The organism is Methanosarcina sp. MSH10X1 (assembly GCF_004099695.1).
Taxonomy (GTDB): domain Archaea; phylum Halobacteriota; class Methanosarcinia; order Methanosarcinales; family Methanosarcinaceae; genus Methanosarcina.
In genome coordinates this window covers 130,125-151,659 of sequence record NZ_SCHL01000001.1, presented here as the reverse complement: position 1 = coordinate 151,659, position 21,535 = coordinate 130,125, and the positions used below count along the sequence as shown (strand labels likewise).

Here is a 21,535-nt window from a genome sequence, read left to right as displayed (position 1 = left end):
AAATTAGATTCCTTAAAATCAGGTGGTATAAGTAAATTATTTACTTATGTGGAGCACGATATTTCTTAGAATTATTTAAAATGAGGTAGCGCCCTCACCCGAGAAAACCTGGGAGTTCTAAACGGTATTTGAGAGACTCACCTGTTCTAAGTTGGGGAAGAGATATTGAGGTACTTTGATTGATAGGTTGTGAGTTTCTCTCTATCCCTTTACTGTGGAGTAATGTTCTGTAGTAGGTGTTGTTTGCTAGTGGGGTGTTGAAAGGATGAGAACGCAAGTTATACTATGTGTTTATTGTATATAAAATTTTTAAGAGTTAATCTCATTTCATTCAACTTTTTTTGTCTAACTCTCTAACCTCGTTCATTGATTGAATGCTTATTTCACCGATCTATCAATTATATTATTACACGAATTGCACTCTAAACGGAATGAAAACCTTATCAGGAAGTATGGAAACCGGTTTAGAATAATAATTCCGAAATTGAATAGCTCCAAACCGTAAAAATTTGAAAATATAAGGTTTCCGGAAAAATCAATGGCAGATGAAATTGTCCTGTAATACGGATTACTTCATACGGGTGTTGTAAGTATGATACACGGTATATATCAGGTAGATGAGAAAGGCGAGCACAAGAATATATTTCGTATAGATTACTTTTGTCACAGCCTGTTTTTCGGTATGGGTCACTGAGTCGGTTGTTATCCGGGAATAAATATCGGCTGAAGTATAGATTTTTCCACCGTTTTCCAGCAGGGTGGTTCGGAATAAGGGGTTTTCGCCGATATGGGTATATTCGTCAGGACAGTTTGCAGAAGCAGGTCTCCAGGATATGTTTTCAGCACCGATGGTCTCAGGCATGAATTCCTCAGTCTCGTTTACGCCGGCAGGCTTTTCTGAGATTTTATGGAGCCCGAAGGTAGCCGGGGTGATATATGATTCATACATCCTGTTTCCGATAGGAGTTATTTCCATAGGCTTTTTATCAAAATACAGTTCAGGAGCTCCCTCATCCCTGGTTGTAATAAGGACTCTGCCGGGCTGGTTTACTTTAAGGTCAGGAACTTTTAACTGCATACTCCCGGACATTTCGGTCTCTGCGACTGCCCAGTTCAGGGTTCTTGTAATTACCAGGCTGTCGTTGCCTGTATACAGGGAAGGAGCCCACGCAATCCCATTGCCGCATCCATTATCGGTGGTAATCGCTGCAACCCGCCCGAGACCAAGTCTCCAGACCGTGATTACGGGTTTGCCAAGTCTGGTTGTTAAGAGACGGTTTGCTTCCGGCTTCGGACTTGCTTCATTATAGCCCCGAAGATCGTACGTGATTTCGGAAATTTCTCTTGTAATGAAATGCCTCGGATCATAGACTATCAGCGCACCGCCTGAATAATTTTCTTCAATTCCCTCCGATTCTTCCGATTTCTCGGAAAAACTGACATCTATCCGCTGTCCGGGTTCGATCCTGTTATAGTTTTTCGATAAGCCGATTTTATTCATCAGCAGATAGGCGTAGTAATTGCCATTGGGATTGACCTGGCGCTGGGTGTTTGGAGAATGAATATGGACAAAATGAATGCCTATTCCTTCTTCACGAAGTGAATCTGCGCAATTTACTGCCTGTGCAAACGTTTTATCTCCCTCGCTTTTACTGCCTATCCCGCCGTCAGAAACGATTATTATTTCAGCATCTGCACTATTGTTCTGCCCTCTAAGCAGGTTGCGCGCAGTTAACAAACCACGTTCAAGTGAAGTCGAGTCTCCCGAAGGGGTAATTTTGCTGATCTCGCCTTCAAGCCATATCCTGTTATATTCTTTGGACATATCCACGAACCCGTTTGTAATATCCTTTCCCTTGCTCCCAAACGTGATTACGTCTACTCTTGCGTCTTTCAGGTGGTCGCTCTCAAGCAGGACAATAGCATTGGAAAGGATGTCGTCTAGAACATGCCCTCCGACCCTGTTATCTTGCAGGGTGCTGGGCGAAACGTCAAGCATAAGGACAATGTTCCTGCCGCCTCTCCAGTTTGAGGGGCTGGACGTGACCGGCAGCAGGGTTTCGAATTGCGTGTGCTATAGGTACCTTCTGCAGGATAATCAAAAGAAGTATTGCCTCCCACCACTACCATGCCGCCGCCATTAATGAGATACTTTCTCAGGGCTTCGACTTCCGAATTTGAAATTGTCGATGCAGCCTGATTATCGATTACGACTGCATCCATCCCTTCAAGGGAGCCGGGAGACCATGCACGATGGACTTCATAAACCTCGTAAAGTATGGCTGCCAGAGGCGAATCCGGCTCATCTGTCACAAAAAGCACTTTCGGCTTTGGTGTCACATATACGCTTTTCATGTACTGGTTGTTATTCTCGAAATAGTCCATGCCTTTAACGTTTATGCTTGCAGGGTGAAGGGTTGCTTTTAACGTATGCGGTCCAAGTGTATCGAAAGTATGGTTGAAATCGACACTTTCTATTCTTCCGGTCTGGGTAATCTTCTTTCTCATTACCTGCTTATGGTCAACTGTAACTCTCAGTTCGTACTTCAGCTCGTTTTCAGTTGATTTTCGAACATAAACCCTGAAAGGAGCCTCGTTCCCGATTACGAGCTCATTTTCTCCTTCAATTTCTACGCTGAGGTCTTCTTTGAGCGTATGCGGAATGAGTGCAGCTACAGGGAAACCATTCCTGTAGCTATAGGAAAGCGCATCCTCAATTGAAGTACCCGAGTTGCTCTGCCCGTCCGAAACTATAAGCACATAATTCTCAGGGGACGCCTGCTGCATAATAGCATCCCCGAGCGAGGTGTGCGATCCTGATATGGTTGTAATCGTAACAGGAACCTTGCTGCCAAGTTTTCCGGATATATTCTGCGGAATCCCCTTCTGAAGTAGTTCCATACTTGCTGTCTCGTCAGAGATTATGGTTATTCTGGATTGATTGGTTTTCGGGGAAGCTATCTCTGCGGAATATGGAACTGCGAGTGCCAGAATCAGAAGAAATGCGATAAGTACGTGGAAGAACAGATGCTTTTTACTGGCTTTTTTACTCAGCCCTAAAAGCAGGAAGCCCGCCAGAGGAAGCAGGAGCAGCAACTCGGATTTATACAGAAAGCCAAAACTCATATTATCTTTCTCCCACTCATATTATTTTCCTCCTGAACATGATCAGGTTCTCAAGAATAAGAAGAAGCAGCAGGGAGTAAATCAGGTATTCCCGGAGCCTGTCAGGCGATTTCTTATGCAGGTCTTCTTTCTGGACATCTTCTCTTCCGCCTGTCAGGTTTAACCGGTTCTCAGTAAAGGTATTTGATTCGGTAGAATCGTAGAGGTTAGCTGCAATAGTTTTCTGGTCCAGATTATAAAATCCGCATTTATCGTAGTAAACGGACTTGCTGCTGATTGTTTCCTTCGGGTTTTCGATCATTATGTTCCGGTCAAAAGCCTGGTATCTTCCTGTGTTTACATTGGTTTCACGGATATCCCCGATTCCCCACAAGTATTTGAGAAGCTTTGCCCAGAATACCGGATACGCAGGAACGGTAGGGAAATTATTCCATGCCTCATTTCCGGCAATATCGCTGATCCCTACATAGGTAATTGTCCCATTGTCAGGTTTCCAGGTACAGACTACAGGCCCGGCATCCTTGAGTTCGGCAAGTACCGAGGCATTTTCACGTGGAACCGCAACCAGGTATTTTCGAATATGCACTTCGTCAAAAGAGATCCCCTCAAAAAGCTGTGTGCCGCTTCCTGCAGTTTCGAGCGTATGGCTGTTATCTTCTTCGATCGATCTGATCTCTACAGGCAGGATTGGATATAACTCACGCATTCCCGAAGAATTATACAGGCACCCGTTTCCGATAACTATAATGTTCTTCCCGCTTCCCGCATGAGCAATAACTTCCTTTATAGTGGAAGCTGCCAGGGGTTCATGTTCACAATTTATGACGATACTATCATATTTTCCAGTATCTGCCGGAAGAGCATGCTGCACATCGACCGTAAGCCCGGGTATAAGGGATAGGGCTGTTATCAGCGGAGATTTATATATTTCAGGATCAATGTCGGTTAACATAAGCATTTGTCTGGGTTTGATTTCAGGAATAGAGATCCGGGCAATGTTATCACAGGGCACCGCATCTTTATTGAGAATTTCCACAGTCGATGTGCCCTGAGGGATGCTGGAGAATTTTATTTGCTGGGTTCCGAATTCCCCAAGTGATACCGGCTTGCTAATGCTTCGCGTGGTAAGAAGCCCTGATTTGCTTTCCAGCCACAAATCGAGTTTTACGCTTTTATTATTGAAATTTTTGACAGTACAGGTGTATTCATAAGTTCCGTCATTCCGGTCTTTCAGGTACCCGTCTATTATTGCGTAATTTGGAGTTTCCCTTCCTACCTGCATGAACTCAAGCTCAAGATTTTTTGCTCTGGCTATTCTGGCATATGTCTCAGGCGGTCTTCCTGCCCAATTTTCAAAGTCGGATACCACAGCAACTTTTGCCTTCCGGTTTCCCTCATCGTTTATAACTGTCAGAATAGCTTCAGGAAGGCCGCCAGGAGTACCCCCGGCTTCCAGGCTGTTAATTACCTCTCTTGCATCGGTCGCTTCTACCGCTTTTGCAAGCACCAGAGGCATGCTTTCGGCAGCAATAACCGTATTTTCCTTCCCCAGGCTTTCCATTGCTATGAATTTTGCCTCATTGATCCGGTCAGGTACTGACATGCTGGCAGACGAATCTATAATAACCACGACTTTTTCCGAATCTTCCTCAATATTTTCAATTAAAGGACCTGCTATTGCAATAGCCATAAGAATCAGGGCAATTAGCTGTAAGAAAAAAAGCGGGTCTGTTATTCTTTTACTCATTTTACGCCTGGAATCGGATGTTTCCCTGACTACTTTCCGGACAAACATCAGAGACGGCAGGATTACCTGTTTCGGGCGGGGTTTAAGTAAGTAAACTATGACCAGGGGAATTATACCTGCAAGCGCAGCCAGACCCGGAAGAAATTCGTAATCCATAGGCAGGGTCACCTTTCACCTATGATCGTGAGAATAGCATCAATCGGCCGATTGTCAATACTGATTTTGAAGTATGGAACCTTAAAATCGTGTGTGATTTTGTCCAGTTCAGCCATATGCTTCCCATATTCGGCAGCGTATTCCTTTTTAAACTGCTGGCCTACGGAAATGCTCAACTCTTCGTTTGTCTCGCTGTCTATAAATTTGACGGTGCCGTCTACAGTCTCAGGCAGGTTGATTTCGGTTTCGTGATAGAGATGTATAAATACGAGTTCATGCCTGCACAGCCTGTGGACGGCATACCGGATAGAATCCGGAGAATCCAGGAAATCCGAAATTATTAAAACCACCGATTTTGATTTTATTCTCGGGTATATGGAATCTGCGCAATCTGCAAGCTTCGTCTTTCCATTTACTGAAATTCGGGACAGGTTATCAATGGTCCGGAGGAACTCCTCCCTTCCTTTAAGGGCTTTAGTATAATTTACATTATCCGCAAAGGTTGCAATCCTGTACTGGTCGTTGTACCGCATTACAATGTAAGAGATTCCTATGGCTATGGTTGATGCATACTCGAATTTGTTCGGACTATTCTCAGGAAAAAGCATGCTGCCGCTGGCATCAAGCAGTATTACCATATTCAGGTTTTTATCCTCTTCGAACCTGCGTATATAGAGTTTTTCGGTACGGGCGTAAAGGTTCCAGTCGATCTTTTTTAACGAATCTCCCGGATTGTATTTTCTATGGTCTATAAGATCAAGCCCGGATCCCTTTCTTGTTGAGAGATGGCTGCCCGAGTGAATGGCTGTTACCCTGTTCCTGACCGGAAGTGCATATCTGTCGAGCTGAGTAAGGAATGTTGTGTCGATCTTATGTTTTGAGCCTTCCATATCCTGTCAGTACCTCCAGCCGCATTCAATCATGCCTCCAGCCATACTTTGTACCTGCCTCTACCATGTTTTATAACAATCTCATGCCGCGTTCCTATTCAAGATGCAGCTGTTTTTTCTCCTCAAGGATTTTCTGTATGATTTTATCACCTGTAGTATTGTTACGTGCAGCCTCAAATGAGAGAATAATCCTGTGGCGAAGGACAGGCAGCACCATAGCGTCGATATCTCCTCTTTCGACGTACCCCCGGTTGTCAAGGAACGCATTTGCCTTCGCACAGAGAATCAGGGCTATTGAAGCCCTGGGCGATGCACCGGCTTCTATCATTTCAGGCATGTTCCTTGTCTGGTTCACGATCTCTATTGCATATTTTTTTAGTTTGTTGGAGATCGGAATTCTCCGGGTGATCTGCTGGAGCTCAAGGAAGGTCTGTTTGTCTATACACTGCCTGACAGTCGGCCTGAATGCCTCTGCATACCGGTTTACAATTTCAAACTCCTCGTCTTTGTCCGGGTATTCAAGCTGGATTTTCATTAAAAACCTGTCAAGCTGGGCTTCGGGTAAAGCATAAGTCCCTTCCATCTCAATCGGGTTCTGGGTTGCGAGTATAAAAAAGGGTTTGTCAAGCAGGTATGTCGTATTTGCTACAGTCACCTGCTTTTCCTGCATGGCTTCAAGCAGCGCAGACTGGGTTTTCGGAGATGCACGGTTGATCTCGTCGGCAAGCACAATATTTGCAAAAACCGGGCCCTGCTTGAACTTGAAGTGTTTGGAGCCTTTCTCATCATCTTCGATTATGTCAGTGCCTGTAATATCCGCGGGCATGAGGTCAGGAGTGCACTGTATCCTGCTGAATTTCATATTCATAATCTGGGAAATAGTGGATATGGTCAGGGTCTTACCAAGTCCGGGATTGCTTTCCACCAGCACATGCCCTTCACACAGCATGGCTATAAGGATCTGCCTTATCATTTCTTTCTGGCCGACTATGGCATTGCCTATTTCTTTAAAAATGACCTCAAAGATCTGACGGGCTTTTTCATAGGTGGGTTTTAAATCAAGTTCCGAATCTTCAAGCTGGATTTCCTGTATTTCTCTCATTGGAATTCCTCTCTTTTTAAGATGAGAGTTTCTCAAAATATTGCTTTATCAATGGCTCATATTCTTCTGGTAGGTCTTCGGTATATGTCTGGCTGTACCTGAACCCTTTTTTAGAGCCGTTTGAGCTTTCATAAAACTCTCCGGCTGTTCCTGAATCTATCCGGTTTGTAAATCCAAGCCCAAGGCTTGGGTTGATCTCCATTTCAATCTGCTCCCCATTTTTTATTATGACGGTTTCCACGCCATAGTCGATCTCTTCAGAAGATTCGTTTTCTAACTGGCCTGAAGCTTTACCTTCCGGCAAATCCGGAATTTTCTCGATCAGGTGGCTGGGAGAGATGCCAAAGCTGAAACCTTCAACTATGCAGAAAACAATCGATCCACTGAACAGTAAAAGAACTAAAAATGCACTGAGGATCTGCCTGCCTGGAATGAGTTTTTTAATCTTGACATCGGCTAGCTGCTCATAAACATCTTTAAAGAGCTTATCAGTAACTATATTGAAATTCTGTTTATTGTCACATGCCGTACTCAATTTTGTCCTGAGTTCTGGAAAATTACCCTCAAGCGTGCTTACGAGGTTAAGTTCTCTTTTTTCCCTGAGCAATTTTCCGCAGGCGGCTGCGAAAAAAATAAGTATAACCGCTCCCGCAGCCATTAAGATAATATTGAACCAGTAGGGATCGATATACTTCTGGTTCCTGGAAAAGTCTTCCATTCCGGGGACAATGTAAAAAAATTCATAGGCATTAAATAAAATCATTAACAGGAAAAGAAGGGTAAACCTCTCGGCTACCTGTAAAAACCTGAGAATGCCGTAAAACTGCTTTAAATAAGTTTTATATTTATCCAGCAACGGCTCAAAAAGCATGTAAATCTTTTCCCACATTTGCAATTTTATGCTAATTATATTGTAGATGTTACTGAAAAACTTTTCCAATAATTTTAGTAACTTGTGGGATGAAAGAAGTTAATATTTTGCAGTGACAGAACCTTCTTTCCCGGAAACTAAGAAATTAGGAGACCAAGAATTAAGAGATTAAAAAGCAGGAAATCAGAAATAGGAAATTAGAAGTTAACAAATTACAAATTAGGAAAAGAGAAATAAAGAGATCAGAAATCAGGAAGTAAAAAGCAGGAGATCCTGTGAATATTTTTAAGCCCAGCCTGTGCTTTACACCTGGATTATCCCGTCTTTCAACTTTATTATCCTGTCTGCATATTCGGCATGCCATCCTTCATGGGTAACCATTACAATGGTCTGTCCCTGTTCCTGGTTGAATTTTTTAAAGAGTTCAAGGACTTCCTTTGAAGTCTGGGAGTCCAGATTTGCACAGGGCTCGTCTGCAAAAAGGACTTCCGGAGAGTGGGCAAGAGCCCGGGCTATTGAAACTCTTTGCTGCTGGCCTCCGCTCATTTTGGAGGGAAGTTGCTGCAGGCGGTCTCCCAGGCCAACTGCGGTAAGGATTTCCGCGGCTGCGGTTTCGTACTCGGTTTTACTTTTGCCCTGCATCATAAGGGAGATGTAGACGTTTTCCGAAGCATTGAGTTCGGGAAGAAGGGCATAGTCCTGAAAGACATAGCCCAGGTTATGCAGCCGGAACCTGCCTTTTTCGCTGTCGGACATACGGGAGGTATCCGTGCCTTCTATAATGACTTTTCCCGAATTCGGGGTGTCAAGCAGGCCGAGCTGGTTTAAGAGGGTGGTCTTCCCTGAGCCGCTCGGGCCCATAATCGCAATAAACTCTCCGCGCGCGATTCTTACATTTACTCCGCGCAGGGCTCGAACCTGTACCTCTCCCATCCTGAAGGTCCGGACTATATCTATACCTTCTATAATAATACCTTCTATGCTTGAACTGTCAAATAGGCTGCCGGATGGCTTTATAGAGTCGCCAGACTGTCTAAAATCACCAGGCTGTCTGGAGTTTATAGGTTGTCCTGTTGTTTTTCGCGTTGCTCCCTTTTTCAGATTCCCGCCTTCGGTTTTTACCAGACTTTCAACCTGATTTCGGTCTATTTCCATGCTTTTCACTCCTTATTTACCCCAGATAAGATCAAGAAGGTCTCTTTGCGCCAGTTTGTATGCAGGAATTACCGAACCGACAATGGAAGCCAGGAAAAGAAGGACTGCGCGGTTTAAGGCTTCGGCGCTGTCCAGCTTCAGGCTCATGGTGCCAAGCGGGATCTCTACAGGGTGGGAGACTGTATAAGGCGCAAGCCCAAAGCGCATAAAAGCATAGCCAAGTATAACGCCCGCGCCGGCATAAAGCATGGCCTGGAGCACAAAAGATGCAACTATCACATTCTGTTCGATTCCTATAGCTTTCTGGACCCCTATCTGCCTCTTTTTGTTTACTATATTTACGTAAATAACCACAAAAATTATTACAAAAGCAATTAGCAGGCCGATCGCATTCATAATATTCCGGATCATGCCGAGCGTATTTTCGATCAGGCGGAGAATACCTGCAAACTCGTGCCAGGTACGGATATTCTCACTTATGCCGAGGGAGAGGAGCGCAGTTCTTGTATCGTATTCAGGTGTGCCGTCCGTAGTTTTAACGGCTATTTCCTGGGCAAAATCCCTGTCTTCAATACCCAGCATTGCTTCGAGGTCAGCTCTGGTTAGATAGGCTGAAGCATCAGCCATGAAGTAGCGGGTTGTATAGATTCCTTTTACCCTGAACTGCCGTGTCACGCCCCCTATGGTGAGTTCAACGGTGTCTCCAACTTCCACATCTCCTAGTGATCTTGATTCCATAAGAGCCCCGAAACCTCCTGAGACCTCCCTGCCCAGGATTACCTCTCCCCTATCAGGCCTGCTCAGAAATTCCCCGCTTATCATAGCGTCTTCAAGATCTGTTACAAAACTTTCATCGGCAGGATCTATCCCATAAACCGTAGTTCCCATTTCCTTTTCTTTATAACGGAAGTTTCCGGTCGTTTTCAGGCGAGCCGAGGTTCCTACTACCTGCGGAAGGCTTTCTATCTTTTTTTGAAGGCTTGAAGCATCTTCAATGAACCGTGCTTCGGTCTTCGGTTCGATCACAACATTTCCGGTCTGGAAGTCAACCATGAGTTCATTGAATTTGAGCGTAACTCCTGCAAGCATGCTTGAAAAAAGCACAAGCTGTATAAAGATCAGGGTCAGGACAAAGACTGTAAAAATCGTAATTCCTTTATTACCCCTGCCTATGGAGCGGCTGGCAAGGAAGAAGGAAACTCTCGCTTTTTCGAGCATAACAGGCATCCTTTAGGTTTAATTCCGCTTTTCGGCTTCTTTAATCTCCGCATCTCAGATTTTGCCTTTCTTTTTCATATAAAAAACTATAGCTGCAAGAATGAAGGCTGCTCCGAGCACAAGCGGAACAATGCTTCCCTTCTGTCTTTCCACATTGAATGTCAGATCCTCGCTAAGCTGATGTTTACCGAAATCATCCTCATATTCAACCAGCAGGGTTACTTCCTGATCACCTGTTTTCTCAGGGGTAAAAGTAAAAACTGCAGGGGCATCGTCATCCTTATCCAGGCGCCCGAGGAAGGCGGCTGTACTACCCGAACCTTCAAGCCCCTCAAGCCTGGCTTTAACTGAACGGGCTTCCCCTTCTCCAACATTCTCAAGCCGGACTGTCATGGATACCTGCTGTCCTCTCACAGGCATCCCAGGATCGAATTTCAGGCTTGAAACATCGATTTTCGCCCGGTTAAGCACGTTAATTCCAATTTCCTGGATCTTATCTATCTGCAAGGTATCGGTGCTATTCGAGGCTGTTATTCGCAGGGGAATCCTGTAGGGCTGCACATCGGCATTGCTGCCGAGCAGAAGTTTGAAAGACAGGTTTTCTGAACTGCCTGCACTCAGGTTCTCAAAAAAACGTACATTATCTTCCAGCGGGATCAAAGGCGAAGAGTTATTGAGGTTAAGCATTACCCTGACATTTTTTGCGTCTCCGTTTCCTGCATTCTTAACTGTTGTCCTGAGATAGAACTCCTGTCCGGGAACTATGGCTCCTGAAGAGGAATTATTTTCGTCAACGTGAAAAATGTTAGTGCCTGCAAGCACAAGGTCAGGGTTTCCTTCCACCATTACGGGAATTCTTCTCGAAAAACTTGTCCCGCTGTTATCTTTGATGGTAAATTCGAGCTGATAGACCCCGGATTCAGCCTCCTGATCTATCCTGAAATAGAAATTCAGTTCGACCTTGGAACGCTGCCTTATCTGTTGAATCTGAAAGGTTCGCTCCAGGTTGGTCCCGGAACCGTAAATTTCTGAAGTGCTGTACTTGAAAATGAAAGGATGAATTTCCTCAATTCCTATAATCACGTCTTCTGCGGGCTCGTCCCCGATATTCTGTATATTGACCCTTATGAGCAGGTCTTCACCCGGACTGGCAGGATTGGGGGTGATTTCCGAGACCTCAACTCCAAGCTGGGTATTTCCGGACACTACAACTGCCGACGTCGGGCCTGTCAGAAAGATAGATATCATCAGTAAAGCGACTGTAAACCGGAGAAATGATGCCGGTAGTCTATCTGCCAGCACTCTGTATGTCGATTTTCTGTCTCTCAGCTTTTCACTGTCTACCGGTCCTTTTTCTACTGATGTTCGGTACATCAGCTTACGCTTCTTTTTCCCGGGGCAGGAACGTTTCTCTGGATAGACGGGCTTCATAGGTAACAGTCCTTATACCTGGTTTATAATGTTTGCACTTTATTTGCAACCTCTGACATGTTGTATTTTTCGATCGCAAGCCTTTTCAAAAAAGGCTTGAGCGAAAACGCAAACTTTTTCAAAAAAGTTTGTCCACAAACGCATGGGTCCTTTATGATCTCGTGATTACTCGTGTTGCAACTGGTTATTTTGGTGACTCAATGGGATTTGAGGTTTCAGCCTCCAGTTTCTCAAAGTACTGCCTGGTTTCGGCGTCAATTACTTTTCGCAGCGCCAGCAAGGCAATAAGGTTCGGGATGGCCATGAGCCCGTTTACGATATCTGCAAGCACCCAGATGACATCGAGGGTGAGAAAGGCGCCTGAAGCAATAATCAGAATATAGACTAACTTGTAAGGGAGAATTCCTTTTACCCCGAAGAGAAATTCCGTACAGCGCTCACCATAGTAATTCCATCCCAGGATAGTTGTAAAGGCAAAGAAGATTAGCCCGATTGTTACGATGTAATTCCCGGCTTCTGCAAGTACGATGGAAAAGGCGTAACTTGTCATATAGGCACCCGCAAGGTCACCTGTCCATGAATCCGTTATTATCAACACGGTTCCGGTCATGAAGCAGACAACAATTGTATCGAAAAAAGTTCCTGTCATGGAAATAAGCCCCTGCCTGGCAGGTTCTTTTACCTTTGCAGCCGCCGCAGCTATCGGGGCACTCCCAAGGCCGGACTCGTTTGAAAAAATTCCCCGCGAAATTCCCATCCTGACCGCAAGCATTACCCCTGCCCCAAGGAAACCGCCCCGTGCAGCAGTCCCAGTAAATGCGGAATTTATTATCAGGGCAAGGGTTTTCGGGATTTTCTCAAGGTTTAACCCAATAATTATCAGACAGCCCAGCACATAGCCTGTTGCCATGAAAGGCACAAGAAGCTGAGCCACGGCTGCAATCCTCCGGATTCCGCCAAGCGTAACAAATGCTACAAGCAGGCTTATTACACCCGCGCTCAGAACTTCAGGAATATCAAAAGCAATCTTTGCTGAATCGACAATGGCATTTACCTGAGGAAAAGTGCCTATCCCGAAAAGGGCTACATTTACCCCAAAGAAAGCAAAAGCGGCTGCCAGAAAGCGGCTGTACCTTTTTCCCTCCAGCCCGTTCCTGATATAATACATGGGCCCTCCTGACATCTGCCCGTTTGCATCAACAGTCCTGTATTTTACTGCAAGCAGGGATTCGGAATACATGGTTGCCATTCCGAAAAAAGCTGCAAGAAACATCCAGAAGAGAGCGCCGGGACCCCCCGTTTTTATTGCAGTTGCAACCCCGACTATATTCCCGGTTCCTACAGTTGCGGACAGCGCAGTGCTAAGCGCCGCAAAACTTGAAACGTCACCCTGTACCCCAATTTCGGCTTTTCTCGAGTTAAGCACGTACCTGAGCGCAAGGGGCAGCCTGAAGATCTGGATCAGCCCTAGTTTCCAGGTCAGAAAGATCCCGGTCCCTACAAGTAAGACCAGAAGCGGTAGCCCCCATATTGCCTGATCTATCTCTGTAAGGATGCCAAGTATGTCAATACCCGCCAGTTCCGTTGAAGCCAGCCTCCGTAAGACAAAGAGATAATTTTTGAAGAAAATAGTTACGCTCAATATTTGTTCAGGGCAGATCTTAAACGTTCACGTTGAGAGCTCGGGAGCATAAAACCCAATTCTCTGGCTCTGGGTATCAGGGAAAACATTCGGAAAATCTTCTCAAGATCAAAAATTGAAAAATCTTCTCATAAGTAAAAAAAGACTTCTTTCAATCGTCTAACAGAATAAATTTTTATACTTATATGCCTTTTAGATATCCTGGGGGATTTAATATGATGCGAATTACGTCTTTAAACAGCATGTCTCTGGCAAAAGTGCTGAGTCTTATGTATCTCACTCTTGCTATTGTATTCTCGCCGTTTCTGCTTCTCGTATCGACTATGGACGGGACGGGTCTTACTGAGGGAATATTTGTAATTGTATTATTTGTTGTCTTCTACGGAATTGCGGGAGCAATAGCCGGATTTCTTATAGGTACAATATATACTGTCATTGCAAAGCAGGTGGGAGGCATCGAAATGGAGATTGAAACTGCCTGACTCCAGTTTATAACTTGCCCAAAAGCTAATTCTTTTCCTTCCAATTTCTTTTCTAAATTATTTCCCTTCTGAGTTCTCTTTAATTCCGGAAAAAGCTGAAAATTTTCACTGTATCATTATGGATAATTTTTTGAAAAATTATGAAGTTTTCTTTCTCTGCAGGTTGCATACTTATATATGACATTGCAGTACTGGGCAGCTGTCGATTTGATTGAAGTTAGTTACCATACAAGCAAATACGAGCTTCTTCCTGAGAGCATGAATAACTTTTATCTCCACTGCCCTGCATAAATTGTGTATATTCAAAGATTTGAAGGGGTTTATGCTAATTACTGCTCGTTTTCAAAAGTATTTACATATTCGCGTGAAGGTGTTATTCAGTAATTATTAATTACAATTTCTTAATTCTTTTGAACTTATTTGAGATCTTTAGAGTTCTTCTTCTGATTCTCGCAGTATCAATTCCTTTACTCAAAATACTTCTGTTGCATAAAATCAACCTTTACAACAATTATCTGATAGACTAACTTTCCTAAATATAGTAGTAAAAGAAAATGCTGCCGGTAATGACATTACGGTAATGACATTAAGTAGATATCTGAATATATTACAGTGGAGAATAATTTAAAAAAATCCTGGCTGATGAATTATTAATTCAGAGAAAAAAGGTAATAGAAGACCTGACAGAATCCTGGGTACGGTAGTGTACAATGGTCTATGAGTTCTTAAATGTCTGTCAATCAGGTGCCATTGAAGTATTTGCAGTACATTAGTGCAACGATATAAGGATTATGTTGCCCTGGGAGTCTGTTTTTCACCTTTTCCTGCTAAGTAGCCAGTAAACAGAGAGAAAAACGATAATCGCAAGAGTAGCATAAGCCACTATAAGTAAAAGGGAACCGTATTTACTCAGGACAGGATTTGTGTTATCTATCTGCTCGTTTTTTGGATACATGATGTCTTGCTTGTCACTGCTGTGATTCAATCCCAGGGCGTGCCCCAATTCATGCTTTGAAATGGCCAGCATTGCACTATCACTATAGGGAACCCACTTCGTCCACTGATAATTCCCAACTCCAAGCATTATATCTACACGAATAAATCGCCCGTTGGTAACAAATGGAATTGCAACGCCTGCAACCCCTTCAGGAGCACCCTGTTCCTTCTGAAGGTCTTCGACCCATTTTATCCTTATATCAGCTTTTTCGGAACCCACAAGTTTAAAAACAGGAGTGTACTCAAGCTTTCCGTTTCCCCCTTCTTCCCAGTAATTCAGAGCTTTCTGTACCTGTGCGTAATAGGTAGGACTATAATGAGGAGGCACAGTTTTATTATCTATGTATACGGTGATAGGGGAATGATCCCAGGGATGGCCTAAAATTCTTGGATAATCAGGCTCGGAAGCCGCCGAAGCAAGGGGTAAAACAAGTGCCATCAATAATATTGAAATGAGCAATCTTATTCCAGACCTATCGGTTTGGGTAATACAGACCTGCCTCCATATTTTTATATTATTAGCTAATTGATTCTAAAAACTTCTACAATAGTATTAATTTCTATCAATACAATAGTATTAATCTCTATCAATATAATAGTATTAATTTCTATCAATACAATAGTATTAATCTCTATCAATACAATAGTATTAATTTCTAGCATAAAATCCTTACAGCAAGTACTTTTAATGTTCGTAGATGATTGTGACTTCCAATCAGTGAATTCTTTTTTTAAAAATTAGGGAGAGCATAAGTCAGAATTCAGGCTTTAAAACAGGCTGAAGAAAGAATTGTCAACGATATTTGGGGGTTGGGCATCTGGATATTGGGGAGTTGGGGGGTATGGGGTGGTTATTAAAAAGAGTTAAGAACAAGTCTTTAATGACCTTCCAGATGCCCAGGACTCTAATATACTTCATCATATATAAATATCGAGGATACGACTGAGCACATCCCATCTGTAGATCTTATCTGCTCGTTAAATGATTTATCTACTGATAGCTTATTCCAGACACATAATACATAGAATAATGGAAACAACGATCCAGAGTCTGTCCACTAACTTCGATAAATGCATGATTCAATATGAATGAGCCAGCATGTGGAGTCAAAAGTATAATCAGGTAATTTGATGGGAAATATAAAGAAAGAAGAGAAATTTGCTTCCTGGAATATTTTCTTGCTTTTGCTTTTTAATTAAGTCCAGTAAACTAATACAGAAGAATCCCGGAGGCGCTGTATCTACTGTGTCCCCCAACACAGTATCTTCGAACTTATGCTCCCCCAAGCAAGTAATTCGAAGAAGGATCAGCAACCCGGGAAATTCTTTTTGATGATACCCCAGCCCTGTTCCCCAACTCTAGCACATAGTAATAGCATAAATTATATTAAATAAATTATATCAAAAATTGCTTTCAAGCAAAAAATTGATTGACATAGAAAATTTCAAGTCCAACATTACTCTTCTCTAAATAGGGCGCTCTGCTGCAATTTATTTTACCCGATTTTTCCTATCCAATTTTTCCAGTAAACAAGCAGCAGAAAATACTTCAACATCAACTCTTCGCAGGAATTTATTTCCTATACTCATTATTCTTTTTAATGTTGTATCGAGTATAATAAGACCAGATCGAAAAATTCTTTAATACAGCCTCTTTAATACAGCCTTCGATAATTCAAAAACTTTTCAGAGCCCCGAAGTTAAGGTGCACAGGCGTTTACATAAGTTCGGATGATAATCCAGAGAGCAAGCCAACCAAGAGCTGAAATCAAATCTTTTCTGAACTGTGTTTCCATAAGCTTATATAATCCCTTTATCCTATTTAATTTTTTTCATCTGTTTAAAATTGTCAATACTGCGCCTTATTCCGCAGGAAAATTTTACTTTTTCAGCCTTTGAAGATTTGAATTATGTTACAGGTGTACTTATAATGCAGATCTGAATTCTAATAAGCAGAGGAGAACAGTCTGTAAAGACTGATATTTTTGGAAATTATAAAAATTAAACTCCTCATAATAAAAGAAGTTATTCAGAAATCAATTATAAAGTTTCCAGATCGAATCGGTTAGGATATTTATATACAGCTTATTATAGGGAAAATTCCAGGTTATTACGCTATTTTTTCCATTCAATATTTAAAAATAAAGAAATTGAGTTTATCTTACTCATTCTGCTAATTTTATATGTTTCATATAAGCTTCTATCTTGTCCCGTATAAACATTAAAGCCATATTAAAAAGCCCCCTGGCTCCAGGATCTCTTATTTTTTCACTCCCAGCCCTGCAAAAACAACTGTCTCTGCCTGATTCCAGATCTGCCACCGCCTGTACCTGTCATAAAGAATGACATTGAGGGTAAGAAGCAGGATGAAGAATAAAGTATCTGGAAGGCTGATCGAACCCGCGAACCTGGCTATCAGGAAATCATATGCGAGCACTATCCCGAAGTTTACAGCAGCCATTACTATGAATTCCCGGATTATTGATTTCCAGCGGGTTCCTCGCCTGGCAAACCACTGGCTCAGCTCGGTGTTTATTATGATAAGAACCGTTATCCCGATTGCAACCTGAAGGCTGCTTGCCCGGACCTCGGGAAGGATCTGTGCAAAGATTATGCTCAGCAGGGAAATAAGCACAATCTTCTCGAACAGTTCGTAGTGGAGAAAATCGTCAAAAAACCTCAGGCTCGTATAATTATCCCTTATTTTCTTCGCCCGCAGGCTATAAAAAGGAAAGTGCCTGTAACTGGCTGCAACAATTAAACCGGGCCTCATGGGGGGCAGGTCCCTCAAAAGCCACCAGCCCAGGAAGATAAGAAGAGCAGCCCAGCCAATAAGGATTGTTACATTTGAAGGATTGGCTCTCACCCAGTCTGTGGTATCCATCCGGGCAATATGGAGCCAGTATTCCTGCGGCAGTTTAATAAAGACCCAGATAAAAGCCACAGTAGTAATCAATTTCTCTTTCGTAAGCACCTTCGGGTCCCATTTCAGGCGGACAAGCTCGTAGAAAATGAAGAAGTATTCGAAGACATTGGGAAAAATAAGCAATAGCAGGCGCAGGTGTGTTATCTCGAAAATGGCTACGCCTATCAGCCTGAAGTAAAAGAGGAAGCGGCCTGCTTCAAAGGCAAAGAAGTTTGACCAGTTTCTCAGGGTTGAGAGATAGGTAATTGCCAGGTAATAAATATCAAGAGCCTTATCATAGTCCTGGTAACCTTCCAGGGGCAGGTTTGTGAACTCTTGAAATAAAGTCTGGTCTACCATATCAAGGACTAAGGAAAGTATAATGCCCGGAAGAGGGTAACCGGGAATGGTAAGCGGTATCAGAAATCGAGCCGTGACCACAGCCCAGAAAATGAACAGATCCGATGTCTCCGGCATTCTGAGTTCGCTCCCTTCACGTCCCGGTTGAGTGCCGGGTATCTTCGCATCACTAACCTGCTTGAAAAACTGCTTTCAAAGCACCCTGAAATACTCTTAATTAACTTATATCCTCCAGTATTTATATTTCTCACGAGCTCTCTCAAAGAGTATTATCCACAGGAATCAATTGCTTCCTTTATGGTTCCTGATATGCACTGTCCGATACCTGTCATAGAGCGTTACGTTCAGGGTCAGCAGGAGGACGAAGAAGAGCGTGTTAAAAAGGTTGATCGAACCATCGTATCTGGGCAGCAGGAAATCGAATAGAAGGATTATGCCGAGGTTCACCAGAGACATTATCACAAATTCCTGGATAATAGACTTCCAGTGAGTTCCGCGCCTTGCAAGCCAGTGGCTCAATGCCGTATTTATTATTATGAGAATAGCCATACCAAGTGCCAGCTGAAGATTAGTCGACCTTACTCCGGGAAGAATCTGGGCAAAGATTATGCTTAACAGGGAAACAAGTACTATCTTCTCAAACAGTGCATTATTGAAAAAACGCTCCGAAGAATCCGCCACCTGGAGATTGGTTTCGATTCCCTGTCCGTGCCTTTCTTTCCGGGCTCCAGAGATAGGATCGGCTGCAACTGAAAACCCGGATCTCATGGGGGGGAGATCTCGCAGCAGCCACCATGCCATGCCAAGAAGGAATAAAACCCATCCGATAAGAATCAATGCGTTCATGGGGTTTTCCCGGATCCAGTCGGTCGTGTCCAGCTGAGCGATGTGAATCCAGTATTCCTGAGGCAGTTTGATGAAGATCCAGATGAGTGCCGTGGTAGTGATCAGTTTGCTTTTTGTAAGCACCATCGGATTCCATTTCAGGCGAACTGCCTCATAGAAGATAAAGAAATATTCAAAAGTGTTCGGGAAGATAAACAACAGCTCTCGCAGGTGCGTTAGCTCGAAAAGGGCTGCACCGACTAACCTGTAATAGAAAAGGAAACGGCTTATTTTAAAGGCGAAGAGATTTGACCAGTTCCGCATGGTTGAAAGATAGGTAATTGCCAGATAGTAATTGTCAAGAGCCTTATCATAGCTCTGGTAGCCTTCAAGGGGCAAACTCGTGAACAGCTGAAAAATCGTCTGGTCTACCATATCAAGGATCAGAGCAGCTATTACCGCTGGAAGAGGATATCTGGGAATAGCGAGCGGTACAAAGAAGCGCATCATAACTACGGCCCAGAAAATTAACATATCCGACGTATCCGGCACGCTATATCTCCCCCCTTTTAGAAATCTTCCTGTCTGATTCCCTTTCCTGTCTGGATACCAGATCCGGAAATTAGTACTGCAAACCCGATTATAAGTTTGAATTAATAAATTAGTACTATTATATCCCTTATTTATTATATTATTTTTATTAATCTTAGAGCTTTCGATTGCTTCGACTATTATTCTTATATTGAAACTGAGCTACTCATTTCAAACTTAATATATGATTTATTTTTATATAGGTGAGGTTTATAGATATATTCTATTAATATAATTAAAAAATGGCCAGCTAGATACCAGCTACTTTGCCTGCAGCCGGGGTCATTGAAGCTTAAGGCGAGAAGTATTGCAGATATTTGGGGTACTCTGCTGAGAAGATACTATTTGCAAAATGAATGTCCCGCTCTTTGTAGAATTCTGTATCAGGCAGGTGAATCATGCCCGATTATGGGAATGCACAATGGGCAAAACTGATAAAATTCGGGGGAAACAGTAATGGCACAATTCAGACCTTTTGAGATGGACAGTATTCCGATAGAAGAGCAATTTATGAACTGGAAGGAGATCGTCAAACCTCCATATGATAAGAAGTCGGTCGATGCATACACCCGTACCCGTATAATCCTGATGAATGGGATTGAGAATGCTTCAGTCCTTATGTCACACGAGATGGAGCGAATGACTGTCGATCCTGAGATTAAACGCCAGATGGCAGCGATGAGGCGTGTGGATTCCATGCAGCAGCAGACGATAAACTGGTTGAATCCGGCTAACCAGACTGTTATAGAGACCACACTTGGCTATGAACAGGTGGCTGTCGACCTTACTGCAAACCTTGCCAAAAACGAGTCTGATCCTTATGTAAAGCAGACCCTGGACTTCGCTCTGCTTGAGGACTTCGACCACCTTTACCGCTACAGCTGCCTTTATGATTACATGGAAGATGGCGACCCAGAGTTTATTGTTCAGGGTAAGACCGAGGTAAAACCAGGAAGGCCGACAGTTGGTCACCACCGCCATCCTGACGACACCATGCGCAAACACTACGATAAAGACACCGCCGACATTAAAACCAAAATGAATTATCTTACCATTGTCGCAGGCGAACAGCAGACCGAGCTTTACTATAAATCCCATGGTTTCATGTATTCGGATGAACTTGCAAGGCAGGTTTACTCCGAGATTGCCGATGTTGAAGAAGAACATGTGACACAGTACGGGCTGCTCGGCGACCCGCGTGAGACAATGCTCGAAAAAGCTGCGCTCATGCAGCTCAATGAGGCGTATATCTATTTCTCCAATGCACAGACCGAAACCGATTCCAGGATAAAAGCCATCTGGGAAAACTTCGCAAAAATGGAAATCTCACACTTTGAGGGCTGTGCCCGCCTCATTGAAAAATATGAAGGCAGGGATATCAGGGATATCGTAAAGGCTGATGTTATCGAACCTCTTGTCGTTTTCGAGCCGAATAAAGAGTATGTAAATAAGGTAATTGATGAACAGCTTGATCTCATGCCGGATGGCATGGAATACAAGCGGCTCAGTGAACTGGCTGATACCTGGTCCAGCTATAAGTTCCAGTGGAAGATGAACGGGGCTGGCGTGCCAAGTGAAGAAGTAACCAGAAAAGCAAGCCGCGAACTGGCTCAGCGGGATCAGGCTAAAAATATCCAGCAGTTTAAGAATCAGCTATCCGAGCGCACAGAAAACGTAATGTCTTCAAAAAGGGGAGCAGCGATGCCACATCCCTGAATAATCTCTTTCAGGGTATTTTGTAAGGTGCCTTTTAATTTAAAATACGGAAAACTGTTTTGTTCTGAGATACAGGGCGTTATTATACGCCCATTTTTTGATTTAAGTGTTTGAGATAATCTGTTTTTAATCCAGGCAATTTTATGTAATTTTTTAATTCCGGTTATCCGGTAGAACCTATTCTTAAATTCTATTTCTTCGATGTTTCTCAGAATTTATATATTTTTACTTACATTTACTGACTCATCTTCCGTTAATTTGCAACAGATTTTTAGCCTTTCTGTTAAACGGATTTCTAATATCGCTTAAATTTTTCAGACTG

General features: G+C 43.2%; 15 protein-coding genes. 2 read left to right on the top strand and 13 right to left on the bottom strand.

The genetic code is table 11. The features are described 5' to 3' along the window. Positions 1–568 precede the first annotated feature (568 nt). From EQO05_RS15865 to EQO05_RS00525, 10 genes are all read right to left on the bottom strand, one after another. Entirely contained in the window at positions 569–1,999 is a 1,431-nt protein-coding gene (locus EQO05_RS15865; protein ID WP_240664243.1) for a vWA domain-containing protein, read from the bottom strand. After that, positions 1,942–3,126, bottom strand: a complete 1,185-nt coding sequence (locus EQO05_RS15860) for a hypothetical protein (protein ID WP_240664242.1) — start codon at positions 3,124–3,126, stop codon at positions 1,942–1,944. Before EQO05_RS15860 ends, EQO05_RS15865 begins: the two co-directional genes overlap by 58 nt. A 16-nt stretch (positions 3,127–3,142) precedes the next feature. Next, on the bottom strand, positions 3,143–5,029 hold the full coding sequence (locus EQO05_RS00560) for a VWA domain-containing protein (protein ID WP_128502756.1): 1,887 nt from the start codon (positions 5,027–5,029) through the stop codon (positions 3,143–3,145). An 8-nt stretch (positions 5,030–5,037) separates the two neighbouring features. Further along, positions 5,038–5,919: a DUF58 domain-containing protein gene (locus tag EQO05_RS00555; protein ID WP_128502754.1), complete on the bottom strand. Its 882-nt coding sequence runs from the start codon at positions 5,917–5,919 to the stop codon at positions 5,038–5,040. 94 nt (positions 5,920–6,013) lie between these two features. Further along, positions 6,014–7,021 (bottom strand): MoxR family ATPase, encoded by a 1,008-nt coding sequence (locus tag EQO05_RS00550; protein WP_128502751.1) that lies wholly within the window; start codon positions 7,019–7,021, stop codon positions 6,014–6,016. A 16-nt stretch (positions 7,022–7,037) separates the two neighbouring features. Next, positions 7,038–7,910, bottom strand: coding sequence for a hypothetical protein (locus EQO05_RS00545; protein ID WP_240664241.1), 873 nt, complete (start codon positions 7,908–7,910; stop codon positions 7,038–7,040). Positions 7,911–8,195: 285 nt separating this feature from the next. Continuing rightward, the gene (locus tag EQO05_RS00540) at positions 8,196–9,047 is read right to left on the bottom strand and encodes an ABC transporter ATP-binding protein (protein WP_370273489.1); all 852 of its coding nucleotides are present in this window, start codon (positions 9,045–9,047) and stop codon (positions 8,196–8,198) included. A gap of 12 nt (positions 9,048–9,059) precedes the next feature. Then, positions 9,060–10,265 (bottom strand): ABC transporter permease, encoded by a 1,206-nt coding sequence (locus tag EQO05_RS00535; protein WP_128503123.1) that lies wholly within the window; start codon positions 10,263–10,265, stop codon positions 9,060–9,062. 54 nt (positions 10,266–10,319) lie between these two features. Continuing rightward, positions 10,320–11,639, bottom strand: coding sequence for a COG1361 S-layer family protein (locus EQO05_RS00530; RefSeq protein WP_240664240.1), 1,320 nt, complete (start codon positions 11,637–11,639; stop codon positions 10,320–10,322). Between the two features lie 241 nt (positions 11,640–11,880). After that, the gene (locus EQO05_RS00525) at positions 11,881–13,275 is read right to left on the bottom strand and encodes a sodium:alanine symporter family protein (protein WP_205793656.1); all 1,395 of its coding nucleotides are present in this window, start codon (positions 13,273–13,275) and stop codon (positions 11,881–11,883) included. Between the two features lie 278 nt (positions 13,276–13,553). On the opposite strand from EQO05_RS00525, the gene EQO05_RS00520 reads away from it, so the two are divergent. Continuing rightward, positions 13,554–13,820, top strand: coding sequence for a hypothetical protein (locus tag EQO05_RS00520; RefSeq protein WP_128502746.1), 267 nt, complete (start codon positions 13,554–13,556; stop codon positions 13,818–13,820). A gap of 814 nt (positions 13,821–14,634) precedes the next feature. Here the strand turns inward: EQO05_RS00520 and EQO05_RS00515 are convergent. From EQO05_RS00515 to EQO05_RS00505, 3 genes are all read right to left on the bottom strand, one after another. Then, positions 14,635–15,255, bottom strand: a complete 621-nt coding sequence (locus EQO05_RS00515; RefSeq protein ID WP_128502743.1) for a matrixin family metalloprotease — start codon at positions 15,253–15,255, stop codon at positions 14,635–14,637. Positions 15,256–17,076: 1,821 nt separating this feature from the next. Next, positions 17,077–18,198, bottom strand: a complete 1,122-nt coding sequence (locus EQO05_RS00510; protein ID WP_128502742.1) for a hypothetical protein — start codon at positions 18,196–18,198, stop codon at positions 17,077–17,079. A gap of 165 nt (positions 18,199–18,363) precedes the next feature. Next, positions 18,364–19,458 (bottom strand): hypothetical protein, encoded by a 1,095-nt coding sequence (locus EQO05_RS00505; protein WP_128502739.1) that lies wholly within the window; start codon positions 19,456–19,458, stop codon positions 18,364–18,366. Positions 19,459–19,953: 495 nt separating this feature from the next. On the opposite strand from EQO05_RS00505, the gene EQO05_RS00495 reads away from it, so the two are divergent. Beyond that, positions 19,954–21,213, top strand: a complete 1,260-nt coding sequence (locus tag EQO05_RS00495; protein WP_240664238.1) for a hypothetical protein — start codon at positions 19,954–19,956, stop codon at positions 21,211–21,213. Positions 21,214–21,535: the final 322 nt, after the last annotated feature.